Source organism: Streptomyces sp. JLSY215 (assembly GCF_059682825.1).
Window position 1 is genome coordinate 2,732,343 of sequence record NZ_CM185022.1, and the last position, 16,663, is coordinate 2,749,005.

Genomic DNA, 16,663 nt, shown 5'->3' on the forward strand with positions numbered 1-16,663 from the left:
AACCTCAGAACCTTTCGGACGCCCGCCGGGCGTCGGCATAGATGTCGATCTTGTAGTCGAGAACGTCCAGCGTGCTCTGGAGCTCGGTGATCCGCCGGCGGACGTCCTCGCGGTGTGCGGTCAGCAGCTCTTCCCGCTCGGCGAAGGTGCCGTCGCCTTCCCGTACCAGCTCGGCGTAACGGACCATGTCGGCGACCGGCATGCCGGTCAGCCGCAGCTTGGTCACCAGGTTCAGCCAGTCCAGGTCGCGGTTGGTGAAGCGGCGCTGCCCGGTGTGGGTGCGGTCGACGTGCGGCATCAGGCCTATCCGCTCGTACCAGCGCAGCGTGTGGGCGCTGAGGCCGGTGTGCTCGGCCACCTCGCTGATCGTGTACTGGTCGCGGCCGGCCGGCCGCGGGTGGGTGAGCGCCGTCCCGCAGCCGTTGGGCGTGGCCGGCCGGACGCCCTGGTGGCCGGCCACCGCCCGGTCCCACAGCTCGGTGGTGGCCGTGTCGTCCGTCATCGGTTCGCTCTGCGTGACCGTCATTGCCCCGTATCCCCTTTTCCCCGGTCCTGCGTGGTGGCCGCACCGGCGTTGCGCCGGACGCCGCTGTCGCCGGGCGGTCCGCCGGTGACGCAACTCCCGCGCCCCGGTCACCGCCCGCGTCCTTCACCGTTCCCAACGCTAGAGACCTTGAGTGCACTCCAGGCAAGCGCCGATCGCGATCAGACTTGACCGGGATTTGGGGTCGCGGGGGCACACCGTAGGCTCGGGGCATGCAGAGCCTGCGGATGACAGAGAACTGGCCGGTGCCCACCGCTGCGGCCGCCGTCGTGCGAGCCGACGGCACGGTGGCCGGCTCCTACGGGCCGCTGGAGCACCGCTTCCCGCTGGCGTCGGTCACCAAGCCGATCGCCGCGTACGCCGCGCTGCTGGCCATCGAGGAGGGCGCCGTCGAGCTGGACGAACCGGCCGGTCCTGCGGGCTCGACGGTGCGTCATCTGCTGGCCCACACCTCGGGTCTGGCCTTCGACGAGCAGCGGACGATGGCCGAGCCGGGGACCCGTCGGCTGTACTCCAACACCGGGTTCGAGGTGCTGGGCGATCACATCGCCAAGGCGACCGACATTCCCTTCGCCGAGTACGTCCGCGAGGCGGTGCTCGAACCGCTCGGCATGAGCGCGTCCGAGCTGGCCGGATCGCCCGCCAAGGACGGCATCTCGACGGTCGGGGATCTGATCCGTTTCGCGGCCGAGCTGCAGCGGCCGCGGCTGCTGGCGCCGCAGACCCTCGCCGAGGCGACGTCGGTGGTCTTCCCGGGTCTGAGCGGTGTGCTGCCGGGCTACGGGCACCAGAAGCCCAACGACTGGGGTCTCGGGTTCGAGATCCGGGACGGAAAGTCTCCGCACTGGACCGGCGCTTCGTCCTCGCCCCGCACTTTCGGGCACTTCGGACAGTCCGGGACGTTTCTGTGGGTGGATCCGGACGCGGGCGCCGCCTGCATCGCGCTGAGCGACCGGGCCTTCGGACCGTGGGCCGTCGAGGCCTGGCCGCAGCTGACCGATGCGGTGCTGGCCGAACTCCGCTGAACCGGGCCGGGCCGCTCCGGCGCCTCGGACAGGCCCTACCCGTACGCCGGCGCCGGCTCCGGCCGCATCTCCCAGATCAGGCACTCGGCGGCCGCCAGGCACCGCAGCTCCAGCCCCGCCCCGTCGGTGATCCGCGCCGCGTCCCCGGCCTCCAGCCGGTCGTCGGCGAGCTGGACGCGGCCCCGTACGACATGGACGTACACCCGCGCGGCATCCGGGACGGCGGCGCGTTCGCCGTCGGCGAGGCGGCGCAGATGCAGCACGGCGCCGGCCCGCGGAAGGGCGTACGGGGTGCCGTCGGCGATGCCGCGCACCACCTCGTACGCGACGTCGCCGCCGAAGGACAGGGGCGCCAGCCACATCTGGACGAAGCGCAGCGGGGCCGTGCCGTCGTTGCGCTCGATGTGCCGGACCCCGCTCGCGGAGCTGAGCCGCTGGAGGTCGCCGGGCCGTACGGTGGTCTCGTGGCCGGCCGAGTCGCGGTGGGTCAGCTCACCCTCGACGACCCAGGTCACGATCTCCGTGTCGCGGTGCGGATGCTCGTCGAAGCCGGCGCCGGGCGCCAGGCGCTCCTCGTTGCAGGCGATCAGCCCGCCGAAGCGGAGGTTGTCCGGGTCGAAATGCGGCCCGAAGGAGAACGCGTGGAACGTCTCGATACCGGCATCGGGGTCGCCGCCCCGATAGCGTTCACCGCCTGTACACACCTCAATCATGGCGCCACCGTAGCCCCGCCGCGTCGGCTCCTCATCCCGATAGGGCAGGCTTGTCCCCGTGTCTGAACCCGCATCGCGCGACGCGCACCCGCACTCCGCGACCCTCCGCCGCCTGGAGAAGTCGTCCGGCAAACTGGCGGCGGCGGCCATCGCCAGGATGGATGCCACGCTGCCGTGGTACCGCGCGATGCCACCGGAGAACCGCTCCTGGATCGGCCTGGTGGCACAGGCCGGTATCGCCGCGTTCACGGAGTGGTTCCGGCACCCGGAAACCCCTCAGGCGATCAGCACCGATGTCTTCGGGACGGCGCCGCGCGAGCTGACCCGGGCGATCACGCTGCGGCAGACCGTGGAGATGGTCCGCACGACGATCGAGGTCATGGAGGCGGCGATCGACGAGGTCGCGGCCCCGGGCGACGAGTCCGTGCTGCGGGAGGCGCTGCTCGTCTACGCGCGGGAGATCGCCTTCGCCACCGCGCAGGTCTACGCGCAGGCCGCCGAGGCGCGGGGCGCATGGGATGCCCGGCTGGAGTCGCTGGTCGTGAACGCGGTGCTGTCCGGGGAGGCGGACGAGGGGGCCGTCTCGCGGGCCGCGGCCCTTGGCTGGAATTCGCCCGAGCATGTGTGTGTGGTGCTCGGTACGGCGCCCGACGGGGACAGCGAACTGACCGTCGAGGCGATCCGGCGGGCCGCGCGGCACGCCAAGCTGCAGGTGCTGACCGGGGTGCTGGGGACGCGTCTGGTGGTGATCGCCGGCGGTTCGGACAATCCGCTCAAGGCGGCGAAGGCGCTGATCGGGCCGTATGCGGCGGGTCCCGTGGTGGCCGGTCCGGTGGTCTCCGATCTGCTGGCGGCGACGCGTTCCGCGCAGGCCGCGGCCGCCGGGCTACGGGCGTGCGCGGCGTGGCCGGACGCGCCGCGGCCGGTGCTCGCGGACGATCTGCTGCCGGAGCGCGCGATGGCCTCCGACCCGGTCGCGCGGGAGCAGCTGGTGGAGGAGATCTACAGACCGCTGGAGGAAGCCGGGTCGGCTCTCCTGGAGACGCTGAGCGTCTATCTGGAGCAGGCCAGCAGCCTGGAGGGTGCGGCACGCATGTTGTTCGTACACCCCAACACCGTGCGCTATCGGCTGCGACGTGTGACGGACGTCACCGGATGGTCGCCGTCCGATGTGCGCTCGGCGTTCACCCTGCGTATCGCACTGATTCTGGGGCGCCTGGCTGACGGTGAGGCGCAGCTCTAGACTTTTGTCCGACACCAACAATTCCCCCGATGGTTCTTCGTCCCTGTCCCCACGGGCGGGCGGGACCTCCCACAAGAGAGAGTGTGAGGGTGCTCGTACTCGTCGCTCCCGGCCAAGGCGCTCAGACGCCCGGCTTCCTGACCCCCTGGCTCGACCTCCCCGGTGTCGAAGACCGGCTTCGTGAGTGGTCGGCCGCCATCGATCTGGACCTGGTCCACTACGGCACAAAGGCAGACGCGGACGAGATCCGCGACACCGCGGTGGCACAGCCGCTGCTGGTGGCCTCCGCTCTGGTCTCCGCCCGGCAGCTGTTCGCGACCGGCGAGGACGTCTCCCGCCAGGTCGGCGCCGCCGCCGGGCACAGCGTCGGTGAGCTGGCCGCCGCCGCGCTGACCGGTGCCCTCTCCGAAGCCGAAGCCATGTCGCTGGTGCGCAGGCGCGGGCTGGCGATGGCCGAGGCCGCGGCGGTCACCGAGACCGGCATGGCCGCGCTGCTGGGCGGCGAGGAGGCCGTGGTCCTGCCGCATCTGGAGGCGCTGGGGCTGACGGCGGCCAATGTGAACGGCGCCGGACAGATCGTCGCCGCGGGCACCGCCGAGCAGATCGCCGCGCTGGTCGAGAACAAGCCGGAGGGCACCCGCCGGGTCGTGCCGCTGAAGGTGGCCGGTGCGTTCCATACTCACCACATGTCGCCCGCCGTGTCGGCCCTGGAGGCCGCGGTCACCGAGCTGTCGGTCGCCGATCCGCACACCGTCTACGTCTCCAACAAGGACGGGAAGACGGTCACTTCCGGCCAGGAGCTGGTGCAGCGCCTGGTGGGCCAGGTGGCCAACCCGGTGCGCTGGGACCTGTGCATGGACACCTTCAAGGAGCTGGGGGTGACCGCGATCATCGAGGCGGCCCCGGGCGGCACCCTGGTCGGGCTGGCCAAGCGCGCGCTGCCCGGTGTGGCGACCCTCGCGCTCAAGACCCCGGAGGACCTCGACGCGGCCCGCACGCTGATCGCCGAGCACGCTTCTCCCGCAGCCGACGCCTCGGCCGAATAAGGAGCCCGAAGAGCATGACCTCGAAGATCAAGCCCGCCAAGGGCGCCCCGTACGCGCGGATCATGGGTGTCGGCGGCTACCGCCCGACCCGTGTCGTGCCGAACGAGGAGATCCTCAAGCACATCGACTCGTCGGACGAGTGGATCCGTTCGCGCTCGGGCATCGCCACCCGCCACTGGGCGGCCCCGGAGGAGACCGTCGCGATGATGTCGGTGGAGGCCGCCGGCAAGGCGATCGCCGACGCGGGTCTGACCCCGGAGCAGATCGGTGCCGTGGTCGTCTCGACCGTCTCGCACTTCAAGCAGACGCCGGCGATCGCGACGGAGATCGCGCACCGCATCGGCGCGGGCAAGCCGGCCGCCTTCGACATCTCGGCGGGCTGCGCGGGCTTCGGCTACGGACTGACCCTGGCCAAGGGCATGGTGACCGACGGCTCCGCGGAGTACGTCCTGGTCATCGGCGTCGAGCGGCTCTCGGACCTGACCGATCTGGAGGACCGCGCGACGGCCTTCCTCTTCGGTGACGGCGCGGGCGCGGTCATCGTCGGCCCCGCCAAGGAGCCCGCGATCGGCCCGACCGTGTGGGGCTCGGAGGGCGACAAGTCCGAGACGATCAAGCAGACCCTCGCCTGGGACGTGTACCGGACCACTCCGGTGCCGGGCGGCGACGGGCCCGAGGAGCGCACCGCTCCCGAGGCAATCCGGTACCCCGCCATCACGCAGGAGGGCCAAGCGGTCTTCCGGTGGGCGGTGTTCGAGATGGCGAAGGTCGCCCAGCAGGCGCTGGACGCGGCCGGTGTCAGCCCGGACGACCTGGACGTCTTCATTCCGCACCAGGCCAATATGCGGATCATCGACTCGATGGTGAAGACTCTGAAGCTGCCGGAGAGCGTGACGGTCGCCCGCGATGTGGAGACCACCGGCAACACCTCGGCCGCCTCGATTCCGCTCGCCATGGAGCGGCTGCTGGCGACCGGTCAGGCCAAGAGCGGCGACACCGCGCTGGTCATCGGCTTCGGGGCGGGTCTCGTCTACGCCGCGACGGTCGTTACTCTCCCCTAGGCAAGATCTGCGCAGCACCCCACGAGTCCGTCGGTATCGGTCGCGTACGGGGCGTTGCGCAGAGCTTCACCGCTTCACCGTAAATACCGCAGTAAAACCGCACATTCCCCTATGACCGAAGGAGCGCCATCATGGCCGCCACTCAGGAAGAGATCGTCAAGGGTCTCGCCGAGATCGTGAACGAGATCGCCGGGATCCCCGTCGAGGACGTCAAGGTGGACAAGTCCTTCACCGACGACCTGGACGTTGACTCGCTGTCCATGGTCGAGGTTGTTGTCGCCGCCGAAGAGCGCTTCGACGTGAAGATCCCGGACGACGACGTCAAGAACCTCAAGACCGTCGGCGACGCGACCGACTACATCCTCAAGCACCAGGGCTGATCCAGCTCTCTCGCGCATGTCGCCACCTGGCGGTGGCGCCGTTGATTCAGACCCCCCTACCCGTGGAGTAAGAATTCCCGTGAACGCGACCAATCGCACCGTGGTCGTCACCGGCATCGGCGCAACCACACCGCTGGGTGGCGACAGCGCTTCGACCTGGGAGGCCATGCTCGCCGGCCGCTCCGGTGTGCGCGTCCTCGACCAGGACTGGGCCGCCGAACTGCCGGTCCGTATCGCCGCGTCGGCCGCCGTCGACCCGGGCGAGGTCATCCCCCGGGCGCAGGCCCGCAAGCTGGACCGCTCGGCGCAGTTCGCGCTGATCGCGGCCCGGGAGGCCTGGGCGGACGCCGGTTTCACCGCGCGGGCCGGCGAGGACACCTCGGTCGACCCCGACCGGCTCGGCACCGTCATCGCCTCCGGTATCGGCGGTGTGACGACCCTGCTCGGCCAGTACGACGTGCTCAAGGAGAAGGGCGTCCGCCGCGTCTCCCCGCACACCGTGCCGATGCTGATGCCCAACAGCCCGTCCGCCAACGTCGGCCTGGACGTGAACGCCCGCGCGGGTGTGCACACCCCGGTCAGCGCCTGTGCGTCCGGTTCCGAGGCGATCGGCTACGCCATCGAGATGATCCGTACCGGCCGTGCCGACATCGTCGTCGCCGGTGGTACGGAAGCGGCCATCCACCCGCTGCCGATCGTCGCGTTCGGCAACATGATGGCGATGTCGAAGTCCAACGACGACCCGCAGGGCGCCTCCCGCCCCTATGACGCCGAGCGCAACGGCTTCGTCATGGGTGAGGGTGCCGGCGTGATCGTCCTGGAGTCGGCCGAGCACGCCGCCAAGCGCGGCGCCAAGGTCTACGCCGAGGCCGTCGGCCAGGGCATCTCCGCCGACAGCCACGACATCGTGCAGCCCGAGCCATCCGGCAACGGCATCGCGCACGCGCTGCAGAACCTCCTCGACTCCAATGACCTCGACCCGGCCGAGATCGTGCACATCAACGCGCACGCCACCTCGACCCCGCAGGGCGACCTGGCCGAGCTGAAGGCGCTGCGCAAGGTCTTCGGCGACGACTTCGACCACATGGCGATCTCCGCCACGAAGTCGATGACCGGTCACCTCCTGGGCGGCGCGGGCGGTGTCGAGACGGTGGCCTCGATCCTGGCGCTGTACCACCGGGTGGCACCGCCGACGATCAACGTCGAGAACCTCGACCCGGACGCGGACGGCGACATCGTCCAGAACGAGGCCCGCAAGCTGCCCGCCGAGGGCCGCATCGCCGCGCTGAACGACTCGTTCGGCTTCGGCGGCCACAACGTGGTGCTCGCCTTCCGCACGGTCTGAGGCACCCTCTTCCGTACGGTTCGCGGCACGCGCCGAGGGCCCGCCCGGTTCACGTACCGGGCGGGCCCTTTTCGTATGCCGGCTTCGGGTTCCGGCTCCGGGTTCCGGCTTCTGGTTCCGGTTTCGTGCGGCGGCCTCGTGTGCCGCCTTCGGGTGCCGCCGCTCGGCTCAGTCGCCGAAGCTCGCGAAGTACGCGGCCGCGCCGTCCTTTTCGCCGTGGCCCTGCTCCTGCGCCCTGCGCAGGCGCTCGGCGACCGCCGCGGCCCCGTCCATCCGTACGCCCGCCTGCTCGGCCGCCTCCGCGATCAGCCGGGCGTCCTTGCGCGCCGCGGAGACCGTGAAGCTCGCCGGGTAGTCGTCGGCCAGGATCAGTTCCGCCTTCATCCGCAGATACGGCACATCCAGCGGCCCGCCGGCGACCGCGGCCAGGAAGTCGCGCGGGTCCACCTCGAGGCCCTTGGCGAGCGCGAGCGCCTCGCCCGCGCCGCTGATCAGGGTCAGCACCCAGCTGTTGACCACGATCTTGAGGCGGCTGGCGGCGCCGCCGGTGGCGTCGTCGGCGACCCACTGGGTGCCGCGCCCGACGATGCCGAAGATCTCTCCGGCCCGCTCCCGTACATCGTGCGGACCGGCCGCCAGGATCGTCAACTCGCCCTTCTCGGCGGGCGCTTTGGTGCCCAGGACGGGGGCGTCCACCAGGAGCAGACGGTGTTCTCGGGCGAAGTCCACCAGCGGCGCGAACGCTTCGGTGCCCACGGTGCCCATCTGGAGCCAGAGGGTCCCGGCCGTCAGCTTCGGTGCGGCCGGGCGCAGCGCGTCGAGGACGGCGGGGCCGTCGAGGAGCATCGTGAGGACCACATCGGCACCGTCGACGGCCTGCGCCGGGGTGTCGGTGACGCGGACGCCGTCGGCGGCCAGCGGCTCGGCCCTGGCGCGGGTGCGGTTCCAGGCGCGGACGTCCAGCCCGGCGCGGGCGAGGTTGCGGGCCATCGCGGCGCCCATGATTCCGGTGCCGAGCACCGCTACTGAGGTCTTGTCAGGCATGCCGGGAACGCTACGGCCTGGAGTGCGCTCCAGAGCAAGCCCGGCGGCGGCGCGGCGCGCGCGTCAGACGACCTGGTGCAGCCAGCGCACCGGGGCGCCCTCGCCCGCGTACCGGAACGGCTCCAGTTCGTCGTCCCAGGGCTTGCCGAGCAGCTTGGAGACCTCGGCGGCGAGTTCGGTCTCGCCGCGCGCGGAGCGGGCGACCGCGGCCCGCAGCCGGTCCTCGGGGATGAGGATGTCGCCGTGCATTCCCGTGACGGCATGGAAGATGCCCAGGTCGGGGGTGGAGCTGTAGCGCTCGCCCTCGGCGGTGGCGCAGGGCTCGGCGGTCACCTCGAAGCGCAGCAGATGCCAGCCGCGCAGCGCGGAGGCCAGCTTGGAGGCCGTGCCGACTTCGCCCTGCCAGGAGAACTCGGCTCTCCACGTGCCCGGGGACGCCGGCTGACGGATCCAGTCGAGATTGACGCGCACGCCGAGGACGCCCGCCACGGCCCATTCGACGTGCGGGCACAGCGCGCGCGGAGCGGAGTGGACGTACAGAACTCCACGTGTCGTCACCGGGACCTCCAGTGCGGTTCGAGGTTCGCCTTCCCCAGCGGCCTCGTGCCCGTTCCGGTTGCGGCCGGGACAGCTGACATTCTGCCCCAGTGATCACTTCGGCACCAGCATGCGAGGTGACCTACAGTAAACACCATTAGCCGTAATTTGCCGCAAATGGGACAGGAAATGACGTGATGTAATTTATCTGTGCCGACTGCACATGCCACTTTGCGTCACCGCCCGGCAGGCACGGGGCAAAGCTATCGCGCGGTGCCGGTCGAGGAGTGACGTACCGTCGGTACCCGAAGAGATATCACTCGCACGCCGGAGGGGACAGGGGATGACGCGGATCGATCGGCCCGTTCGCTTGCGGCGTCACCGCCCCCCGGGCCCCGCTTCCCGCGCCGCGGCCGTTGCGTCCGCCCTGGTGATCGGGCTCGCCGGATGCGGCGAGGGCTCCGGCACACCGCATCCCGGCCCCGGTACCAAGCGCCCGGCCGCGAAGGCGGGACCCGTCTGGCGCACCGCCCCCGGCTCCATCGCGGCACTCGGCGACTCCATCACCGTCGGCTTCGACGCCTGCACGGTCCTCTCCGACTGCCCCGAGGTCTCCTGGGCCACCGGCACCAACCCCAAGGTCGACAGCCTCGCCCGGCGGCTGGTGAAACGTCCCGCCACGCACAGCTGGAACTACGCCAGGACCGGCGCCCTGATGAGCGAGCTGCCCGAGCAGATCACCGCGGCCGCCGTCCACAGACCCGAGCTGGTCACGGTCCTGATCGGCGCCAACGACGCATGCCGCAGCGACGTACGGGCGATGACCCCGGCCAAGGAGTTCCGCGCCGGATTCGAGCGGTCGATGAAGACGCTGCGGCGCACCCTGCCGCGCACCCAGCTGTATGTCGCCGCGGTGCCGGATCTGCTGCGGCTGTGGTCGGAGGGGCGCAAGAACCCGCTCGGCAAGCAGGTGTGGAAGCTGGGGATCTGCGGGTCGATGCTGCGCGATCCGGACGATCTGACCCGGTCGGCGGAGCGGCGGCGGCAGAAGGTGCGGCACCGCGTGATGGCGTACAACCGCGCGCTGGCGCAGGTGTGCCGCAAGGACGCGCTGTGCCGGTTCGACGAGTCGGTCTTCGACTACCGCTTCACGGACCGTCAGCTGAGCACCTGGGACTGGTTCCACCCGGGCGTGCGGGGGCAGCGGGAGCTGGCGGAACTGGCGTACCGGACCATCACCCGGGAGAAGTCCCGTACGTGAGGGACACCTGAGGGGTCCGGGCCCGCCAAGGGTTCACCCCTGAGCAGGTACGGAAATCCCCTAGGGGAACGGCGATGCTGATTCATCCCGGATGGTGACGTACGCGGGCGGGCGGGGCGGGAGCATGAGTCGTGAAAGGTTCCATCGACTGCTCCGGGGGAAATCTCGCCATGGTCCAGCTCCGCTCGTTTCGTCCGGTTCTGATCGGTGCCGCGCTGGTCGTGGGCGGGTCGCTCACCGGCTGCTCGCTGGCCTTCGGCCCCACAAAGACCGCGCAGCGTACGTACTCGGTGGACGGCAAGATCACGGCGATGTCGGCGACCACACACGGCGGGGACATCGAGATCGTGCCGATAGCGGCCGGCGGCAAGGTCAAGGTGACCGAGAAGTACGAGTACAACGAGGAGAAGCCGAGCCCCGCGCATACGGTCGAGGACGGCCGGCTCACGCTGAAGGCCGAGGAGTGCACGGGCTCCGGGCGGCAGTGCGTGGTGAACTACCGGGTGCTCCTGCCGCGTAACGCCTCCGTCGATCTGCACACCAGCGGTGGGGACGTCACGGTGCGCGGCACCTCCGGCACCATCTCCGCGCAGACCAGCGGCGGCGACATCACCATCACGGACTCCACGGCACGCAAGGCCACCCTGAAGACCAGCGGCGGGAATGTGGAAGCCACCCTGGCCGCCGTGCCCGACGAGGTGTCCGGGCAGACCAGCGGCGGGGACGTCACCATCCGCGTGCCGAAGGGTTCGTACGCGGTGGACGCCTCGACCAGCGGCGGTACACGCACGGTCTCGGTCCCGACGGACGGCGGCTCCGCGCACAAGATATCGGCGAGGACGAGCGGCGGGGATGTGACGGTGGAGCCCGCGTCGTCCTGAGGCGTCGCCCTTCCGGGGCGCGCCGCCCGGCGGCGGTGGGTTGCGTGTCAGAAGGCGGTGACCTCTGCGGTCAGCCGGCGGTCGGTCAGGCTGTGCGCGGCCTCGACGACGTAATCGCCGTGGACGCGGTGCCAGGCTCCGGTCTGCTCGCTGCGCTGCGCTCCGCCTGCACTCGCTGCCGGGCCCTCGGAAGCGGAGCGCCAGATCGCGAACGCGCGGTCCGGCAGCGGAATCTCGACCTCCGCGGTTTCGCCGGGGCCCGCCTCGACGGTGGCGAATCCGGCGAGCCAGCGGGCCGGACGCTCGACGGCGTCGGAAAGGGAGGGGGAGTCGGAGGCGGCAGAGGAACCGGTGTCGGGGGCGGAATCGGCCTCGGCGGCCGGGTGGTCGGTGGTGTTCTTGGGGGCCAGGTAGATCTGGACGACCTCGCGGCCGGTGCGTTGCCCCGTGTTGCGGAGCCGGACGCGTACCGAGTCCGGGGTGGTGTCCAGCGACTCGTACTCCCAGTCGGTGTAGCCGAGGCCGTGGCCGAAGGCGTAGGCGGGGGAAGGGGCGGGGCGCCGCTGCCAGGCCCGGTAGCCGATGAACACGCCCTCGGCGTAGGAGAGCCGGCCGTCGTCCGGGGTGACGCCGGTGACCGGTGCGTCCTCGAGGCGGGCCGGCCAGGTGGTGGGGAGGCGGCCGCCGGGTTCGTGGGTGCCGAGGAGGACATCGGCGAGTGCGGCGCCGGCTTCCTGGCCGGGGAACCAGGTCAGGAGTACGGCCGGGACCTGCTCGCGCCAGGGGAGTTCCACCGGGGAGCCGGAGTTGACGACCACGACGGTGTGCGGGTTGGCGGCGGCGACCCGGGTGACGAGTTCGTCCTGGCGGCCGGGGAGCTTGAGGTCCGTACGGTCGAAGCCCTCGGATTCGACCTCGTCCGTCGTCGCGACGACCACGACGGCGACATCGGCGGCGGCCGCCGCGCGGACCGCCTCCTCCAGCCCGGCGTCCGGGTCGGGCTGTGGTGCGCGGTGCCCGAGCGTGAAGTTCAGGGCGGCGGCCATGTTCTCGCCGAGGCCGGTGCCGTGCGGGACGTACCGCAGGGTCACCGCGACCGGGTCGCCCGCCGTCAGCGGTACGGCGATCCGCCGCTCCTGCGGGTTCAGGAAGGCCTCGAAGGGGTCGCCGCCGGCGGGCGCGCAGTACTCGTCGAAGACGACCGCGCCGTCGACCGTCAGGCGCAGGTCGCCGCTGCCGGAGACGGCGAAGGTGTGGCTGCCGGTCGTCTGCGGGGTGAAGCTGCCGGCCAGTTCGACGGCGTGCAGGCGGTGCGGGGTGACGCCGTCGGGGAAGCTGCCGACCGCCTGCACCTTGCCGTCGAACTGCGGTGTTTCGGCGAGCAGTTGGCCGTCCGCGGCGAGATAGCGGGCATGCAGCGTGAAGCCCTCGCGGGCCCATGGGATCCGGGTGTGGGGCTCGGCGCCGAGGGTGAAGGTGACCTCGACGTCGTCGGGCAGGGCGGCGCGCAGGCCCGCCAGCGGGGAGACGATCTCCTCGGGGAAGACGGTGGCGGAGCCGCCGCCGAGGACGCGGGCGTCGCGGGCGGCGGCCCCGATGACGGCGACCGTACGGACCGCGGCGGCATCGAGAGGCAGCGCGGGCCGCACCCCGGCGGCCGACCCGTCCGAATGCGGCCCGTCCGGGTGCGACCCGTCCGAATGCGGCCCGTCCGGGTGCGGTCCGTCCGCGGTCCCGGCCACCGGCTCGTTGCGCAGCAGCACGAAGGCGCGGCGGGCGATCTCGCGGGCCAGCTCCCGGCCGTCGATGTCCTCCGGGAGCCGTTCCGGGGCGACGGCGGCCGGTACTCCCTCCAGGCAGCCGGTACGGGCGGCCAGCCGCAGCACCCGGCGTACGGCGTCGTCCACCTCGGCCTCGGCCACCTCGCCCGCGCGGACGGCGTCGGCGAGGGGCGCGCCGTAGACGGTACGGGGCCCCGGCATCGCCACGTCCAGGCCGCCGCGCAGGGCGCGCGCCGTGTGGCGGGCCGCGGTCCAGTCGGAGACGTTGATGCCGTCGAAGCCCCATTCGCCGCGCAGGACGTCCCGTACGAGCGCGCGGTGTTCGGTCATGGTCGTGCCGTTGACCTGGTTGTAGGCCGTCATGATGCCCCAGGGGCGGGCGTTTTCGACGATGTGCTCGAAGGGCGCGAGGTAGAGCTCGCGCAGCGGGCGGGCGGCGATGCGGTTGTCGACCGTGAAGCGCGCGGTCTCGGCGTCGTTGCCGACGAAGTGCTTGACGGTCGTGCCGACGCCACCCTCCTGGACGCCACGTACATATCCGGCGCCGATCGCGCCGGTGAGCAGCGGGTCTTCCGAGTAGCACTCGAAGTGGCGGCCCCCCAGGGGCGAGCGGTGCAGATTGACGGTCGGCGCGAGGAGGACATGGACGCCCTTGCGGCGGGCCTCCTGGGCGAGGAGCCGGCCGGCCCGGCGGGCCAGCCGGGGGTCCCAGGTGGCGGCCAGCGCGGTGGGGCTGGGCAGGGCGACGGAGGGGTCCTCGGCGCTCCAGTGGCGGCCCCGTACGCCGATCGGCCCGTCCGACATCACCAGCGACTTCAGGCCGATCTCCGGCACGGCGGGCAGCGTCCACATGTCCTGGCCGGACAGCAGCCGGGCCTTGGTGTCGAGGTCGAGCGCGGCCAGCGCCTCCTCGACTGCCGCGGTGTGGTCGTACGGGTCGGTCATGCGGCGCTCCCTGGGTGGACGTGAGGACCCTTGGCCGAATCCTTCCCTCTTCACCGTGCGAACGGTAGGTGACGTCACTGTTCCGTTACCTATCCGGTGAGGGTGGTCCCAGGGGGATACCCTCTGCCGGTGACTGCACGAGATCAGGGCGCGCGGCGGAGCGGCGGGCGGCAGGCGCAGCGTGCGGAGCGGCGCGAGGCGATCCTGGAGGCGGCCATGGAGCTCATCGCCGAGCGCGGCTACCGCCGCACCTCGCTCGCGGCCGTGGCCGAACGCGCCGGGCTCACCCAGCAGGGGCTGCTGCACCACTTCCCGACCAAGGAACTCCTGCTGGTGGCCGTCCTGGAGGCGCGCGACCGCTGGGACCTGGCCTCCTCCGCCGCGGCGGCCGCCGGCAACTGGCGCACGGGCGCCCTCGCCCAGCTCGTCGACTACAACGCCACCCGCCCCGGCATCGTCCAGACCTACACGGTCCTGTCCGCCGACAGCGTCACCGAGGAGCACCCGGCGCGCGCCTTCTTCGAGTCCCGGTTCCGTGCCGTACGGGAGTCGATGGCGGCCGCGCTGCGCGCCGAGTTCGGGGAGACGCTGCCCGGCGGGCTGACGCCGGAGCGGGCGGCGCCGCTGCTGGTCGCCGTGATGGACGGGCTGCAGCTGCAGTGGCTGCTGGACCCGGACGAGGTGGACATGCCGGCGGCGTTCCGGGATTTCGTGGCGCTGCTCCAGGCGCCGCCTACCGGGCCTGCGGACTCCTGAGGACCTCGATCACGCTCGCATAGCTGTCGCGGCCGTGGCCCGTCTTCGCGGCGCTTTCCATGAGGGACTTGAGGAGGTCCGGCAGGGCGTTGTCGATGCCGCGGGCCGCGGCGGCGTGGCGGAGGTGGTCGATCGCGGCGATCTGCACATCGACCGTGGCGTCGTCGCCCGGATAGCGGCCGGCATCCACCTGGGGTGCGTAGGTGGTGAAGAATCCGGCCACGGCGGTGAGCCAGCGGACCGCGATCCGGGTGAAGTCCGTGGCGGTGGCGTCCTCGGCGGTCACCAGCGCGGTGCCGTGCAGCCAGCCGGTCAGCGCGGCCCACATCAGGCCGAGCAGGCCCGCGTCGTACAGGGAGGCCAGTCCCGGGTCGGTCCCCAGGTGCAGGGGGTCGCCGAGGGCGGCCAGCGCCGGGCGGTGGACGGCGACGAGGTCCGCCGAGCCGCTGTAGAGGAACATCATCTCGGGGCTGCCGACGCCCGGCGGGGTGGTCATGATCGCGCCGTCCAGATAGCCGGCGCCCTGCGCGGCCGCCCACTCGGCGGTCCGCCGGGCCTGCTCCGGGGTACCGGAGGTGAGGTTGACCAGTGTCCGGCCCGCGAGTCCGGTGGCCGCCGGGTTCAGGACCGTGTGCACGGCGTCGTGGTCCAGGACGCAGACGACGATGAGCGAACCGGCCGCGAGCGCTTCGGCGGGGGTGGCGGCGAGCCGCGCGCCGCGCGCGGTGAGCGGTGCGGCCTTCTCCGGCGAGCGGTTCCACACGGTCGTCGGATGCCCCTGGTCCAGCAGTGCGGCGGCCAGCGCGGAGCCCATCGAGCCCAGTCCGATGACGGTCACGGCCTCACGTTCGGCATGCATGCGTAACTCCTTCGACGTTCCGCCGAGTTGCGGTTGATCACGTGGGACCACGTTCGCAGCGCCCGCCGCGGCGGGACAGTGACAGCGGTGCCGGGTGCCGCCAAATTCGTGCCACGGGGCCTGCTCTACGCTCGGCGCATGAACGCCGGATCCGTCGCCGTGGTCGTGCCCGAGGACATCGGGGTGCCGTCCTGGGATCTGTACGAACTGAGCATCCCGTGCACGGTGTTCGGCAAACCGCAGCCGGATCTCGCCGACCCCTGGTACGAGCTGCGGCTGTGCCGGAGCGGGCCGGGGGACGGCCAACAGGACGCGGAGCGGGACGGTTTCGGGCTCGCGGTGCGGACCCGCTACGGCCTCGACGACCTTGCCGACGCGGACACGGTCATCGTCACCTCCGTCCCGGACGCCTGCGTCGAGGACGGCCGGCCGGTGCCGCCGGAGCTGGCGAAGGCGCTGCGCCGCGCGCACGAGGCGGGTGCCCGGATGGTCTCGCTGTGCACGGGCGCGTTCGCGCTGGCCGAGGCCGGGGTGCTGGACGGCCGCCGGGCCACCGCGCACTGGCTGCACACCGCCCAGCTCGCCGCGCGCTACCCGAAGGTGCGGGTGGACGACTCGGTGTTGTACGTGGACGACGGCGATGTGCTCACCAGCGCCGGGCTGACCGCCGGGCTGGACCTGTGTCTGCATCTGGTGCGCCGCGACCTCGGCGCGCAGGTCGCCAATCAGCTGGCCCGCCGGATGGTGGTGCCCGCACACCGGCCGGGCGGCCAGGCCCAGTTCATCGACCACGCGGTGCCCGCCTCGGACGACGTCGGTCTGGGCCCCGTACTGGCCTGGGCACTGGATCGGCTCGACCGGCCGCTGACCGTCCGGGAGCTGGCCAGGCGGGCGGGAATGAGCCCGCGGACCTTCTACCGGCGGCTCCAGGAAGCCACCGGCACCACTCCGGTGCAGTGGCTGCTCCATCAGCGCATCGGGCGGGCACAGGCCCTGCTGGAGTCCACCGGTCTGTCCCTCGAACGGATCGGTGAACTGTGCGGGCTGGGCACGGCGAACAATGTCCGCCACCACTTCCGCCGGCATGTCGGGGTGTCGCCGGCCGCGTACCGGCGGGCGTTTCCCGGGCCGCGGACGGGGGCGGGGACGGGGACGGAGGCCGCGGAGGGGAGCCCGGGGACGGCGGAACGGGGCCGGGGCCCGGCGGCCGGGTGAGCGGACGGGGCCGGCGCCGCCGGCGGC

Annotated in this window: 16 protein-coding genes; 10 read left to right on the forward strand and 6 right to left on the reverse strand. The window is 71.9% G+C overall.

The annotated features are described in order from the left end of the window. Window positions 1-4: 4 nt before the first annotated feature. Window positions 5-526, reverse strand: a complete 522-nt coding sequence (locus AC5677_RS12245) for a MerR family transcriptional regulator (protein WP_497195066.1) — start codon at window positions 524-526, stop codon at window positions 5-7. 230 nt (window positions 527-756) lie between these two features. Here AC5677_RS12245 and AC5677_RS12250 point away from each other — a divergent pair, with 230 nt between their 5' ends. After that, the gene (locus AC5677_RS12250) at window positions 757-1,569 is read left to right on the forward strand and encodes a serine hydrolase domain-containing protein (protein WP_497195067.1); all 813 of its coding nucleotides are present in this window, start codon (window positions 757-759) and stop codon (window positions 1,567-1,569) included. A 35-nt stretch (window positions 1,570-1,604) separates the two neighbouring features. Here the strand turns inward: AC5677_RS12250 and AC5677_RS12255 are convergent, their stop codons facing one another. Then, the gene (locus AC5677_RS12255; protein ID WP_497195068.1) at window positions 1,605-2,282 is read right to left on the reverse strand and encodes a pirin family protein; all 678 of its coding nucleotides are present in this window, start codon (window positions 2,280-2,282) and stop codon (window positions 1,605-1,607) included. A 58-nt stretch (window positions 2,283-2,340) separates the two neighbouring features. Here AC5677_RS12255 and AC5677_RS12260 point away from each other — a divergent pair, with 58 nt between their 5' ends. The 5 genes from AC5677_RS12260 (at window position 2,341) to AC5677_RS12280 (ending at window position 7,357) form a co-directional block, all read left to right on the forward strand. Next, the gene (locus tag AC5677_RS12260) at window positions 2,341-3,525 is read left to right on the forward strand and encodes a PucR family transcriptional regulator (protein ID WP_497195069.1); all 1,185 of its coding nucleotides are present in this window, start codon (window positions 2,341-2,343) and stop codon (window positions 3,523-3,525) included. Between the two features lie 89 nt (window positions 3,526-3,614). Next, window positions 3,615-4,571: an ACP S-malonyltransferase gene (locus tag AC5677_RS12265; RefSeq protein WP_497195070.1), complete on the forward strand. Its 957-nt coding sequence runs from the start codon at window positions 3,615-3,617 to the stop codon at window positions 4,569-4,571. Between the two features lie 14 nt (window positions 4,572-4,585). Continuing rightward, window positions 4,586-5,632, forward strand: a complete 1,047-nt coding sequence (locus tag AC5677_RS12270; protein ID WP_497195071.1) for a ketoacyl-ACP synthase III — start codon at window positions 4,586-4,588, stop codon at window positions 5,630-5,632. 131 nt (window positions 5,633-5,763) lie between these two features. After that, complete coding sequence (locus tag AC5677_RS12275) at window positions 5,764-6,012, forward strand: acyl carrier protein (protein ID WP_497195072.1); 249 nt, start codon at window positions 5,764-5,766, stop codon at window positions 6,010-6,012. Between the two features lie 79 nt (window positions 6,013-6,091). Next, window positions 6,092-7,357, forward strand: coding sequence for a beta-ketoacyl-[acyl-carrier-protein] synthase family protein (locus AC5677_RS12280; protein ID WP_497195073.1), 1,266 nt, complete (start codon window positions 6,092-6,094; stop codon window positions 7,355-7,357). A gap of 168 nt (window positions 7,358-7,525) precedes the next feature. Here the strand turns inward: AC5677_RS12280 and AC5677_RS12285 are convergent, their stop codons facing one another. Together AC5677_RS12285 and AC5677_RS12290 are read right to left on the reverse strand one after the other, a co-directional pair. After that, window positions 7,526-8,401 (reverse strand): NAD(P)-dependent oxidoreductase, encoded by an 876-nt coding sequence (locus AC5677_RS12285; RefSeq protein ID WP_497195074.1) that lies wholly within the window; start codon window positions 8,399-8,401, stop codon window positions 7,526-7,528. A gap of 63 nt (window positions 8,402-8,464) precedes the next feature. Beyond that, the gene (locus tag AC5677_RS12290; RefSeq protein ID WP_403511990.1) at window positions 8,465-8,959 is read right to left on the reverse strand and encodes a DUF3145 domain-containing protein; all 495 of its coding nucleotides are present in this window, start codon (window positions 8,957-8,959) and stop codon (window positions 8,465-8,467) included. A gap of 322 nt (window positions 8,960-9,281) precedes the next feature. Here AC5677_RS12290 and AC5677_RS12295 point away from each other — a divergent pair, with 322 nt between their 5' ends. Beyond that, a complete protein-coding gene (locus tag AC5677_RS12295) occupies window positions 9,282-10,199 on the forward strand; it encodes an SGNH/GDSL hydrolase family protein (protein WP_497195075.1) in 918 nt (305 codons plus the stop codon). A gap of 131 nt (window positions 10,200-10,330) precedes the next feature. Next, a complete protein-coding gene (locus tag AC5677_RS12300; RefSeq protein WP_497195076.1) occupies window positions 10,331-11,080 on the forward strand; it encodes a DUF4097 family beta strand repeat-containing protein in 750 nt (249 codons plus the stop codon). Between the two features lie 47 nt (window positions 11,081-11,127). Here the strand turns inward: AC5677_RS12300 and AC5677_RS12305 are convergent, their stop codons facing one another. After that, window positions 11,128-13,806: a beta-glucosidase family protein gene (locus tag AC5677_RS12305; protein ID WP_497195077.1), complete on the reverse strand. Its 2,679-nt coding sequence runs from the start codon at window positions 13,804-13,806 to the stop codon at window positions 11,128-11,130. Between the two features lie 129 nt (window positions 13,807-13,935). Between AC5677_RS12305 and AC5677_RS12310 the strand changes: the two genes are divergently transcribed. After that, window positions 13,936-14,562 (forward strand): TetR/AcrR family transcriptional regulator, encoded by a 627-nt coding sequence (locus AC5677_RS12310; protein WP_497195078.1) that lies wholly within the window; start codon window positions 13,936-13,938, stop codon window positions 14,560-14,562. Here AC5677_RS12310 and AC5677_RS12315 read toward each other — a convergent pair. After that, entirely contained in the window at window positions 14,540-15,421 is an 882-nt protein-coding gene (locus tag AC5677_RS12315) for an NAD(P)-dependent oxidoreductase (protein WP_497195079.1), read from the reverse strand. The two genes, AC5677_RS12310 and AC5677_RS12315, sit on opposite strands and share 23 nt — an antisense overlap. Before the next feature lie 159 nt (window positions 15,422-15,580). Between AC5677_RS12315 and AC5677_RS12320 the strand changes: the two genes are divergently transcribed. Beyond that, window positions 15,581-16,636, forward strand: coding sequence for a helix-turn-helix domain-containing protein (locus AC5677_RS12320; RefSeq protein ID WP_497196594.1), 1,056 nt, complete (start codon window positions 15,581-15,583; stop codon window positions 16,634-16,636). The last annotated feature ends 27 nt before the right edge of the window (window positions 16,637-16,663 follow it).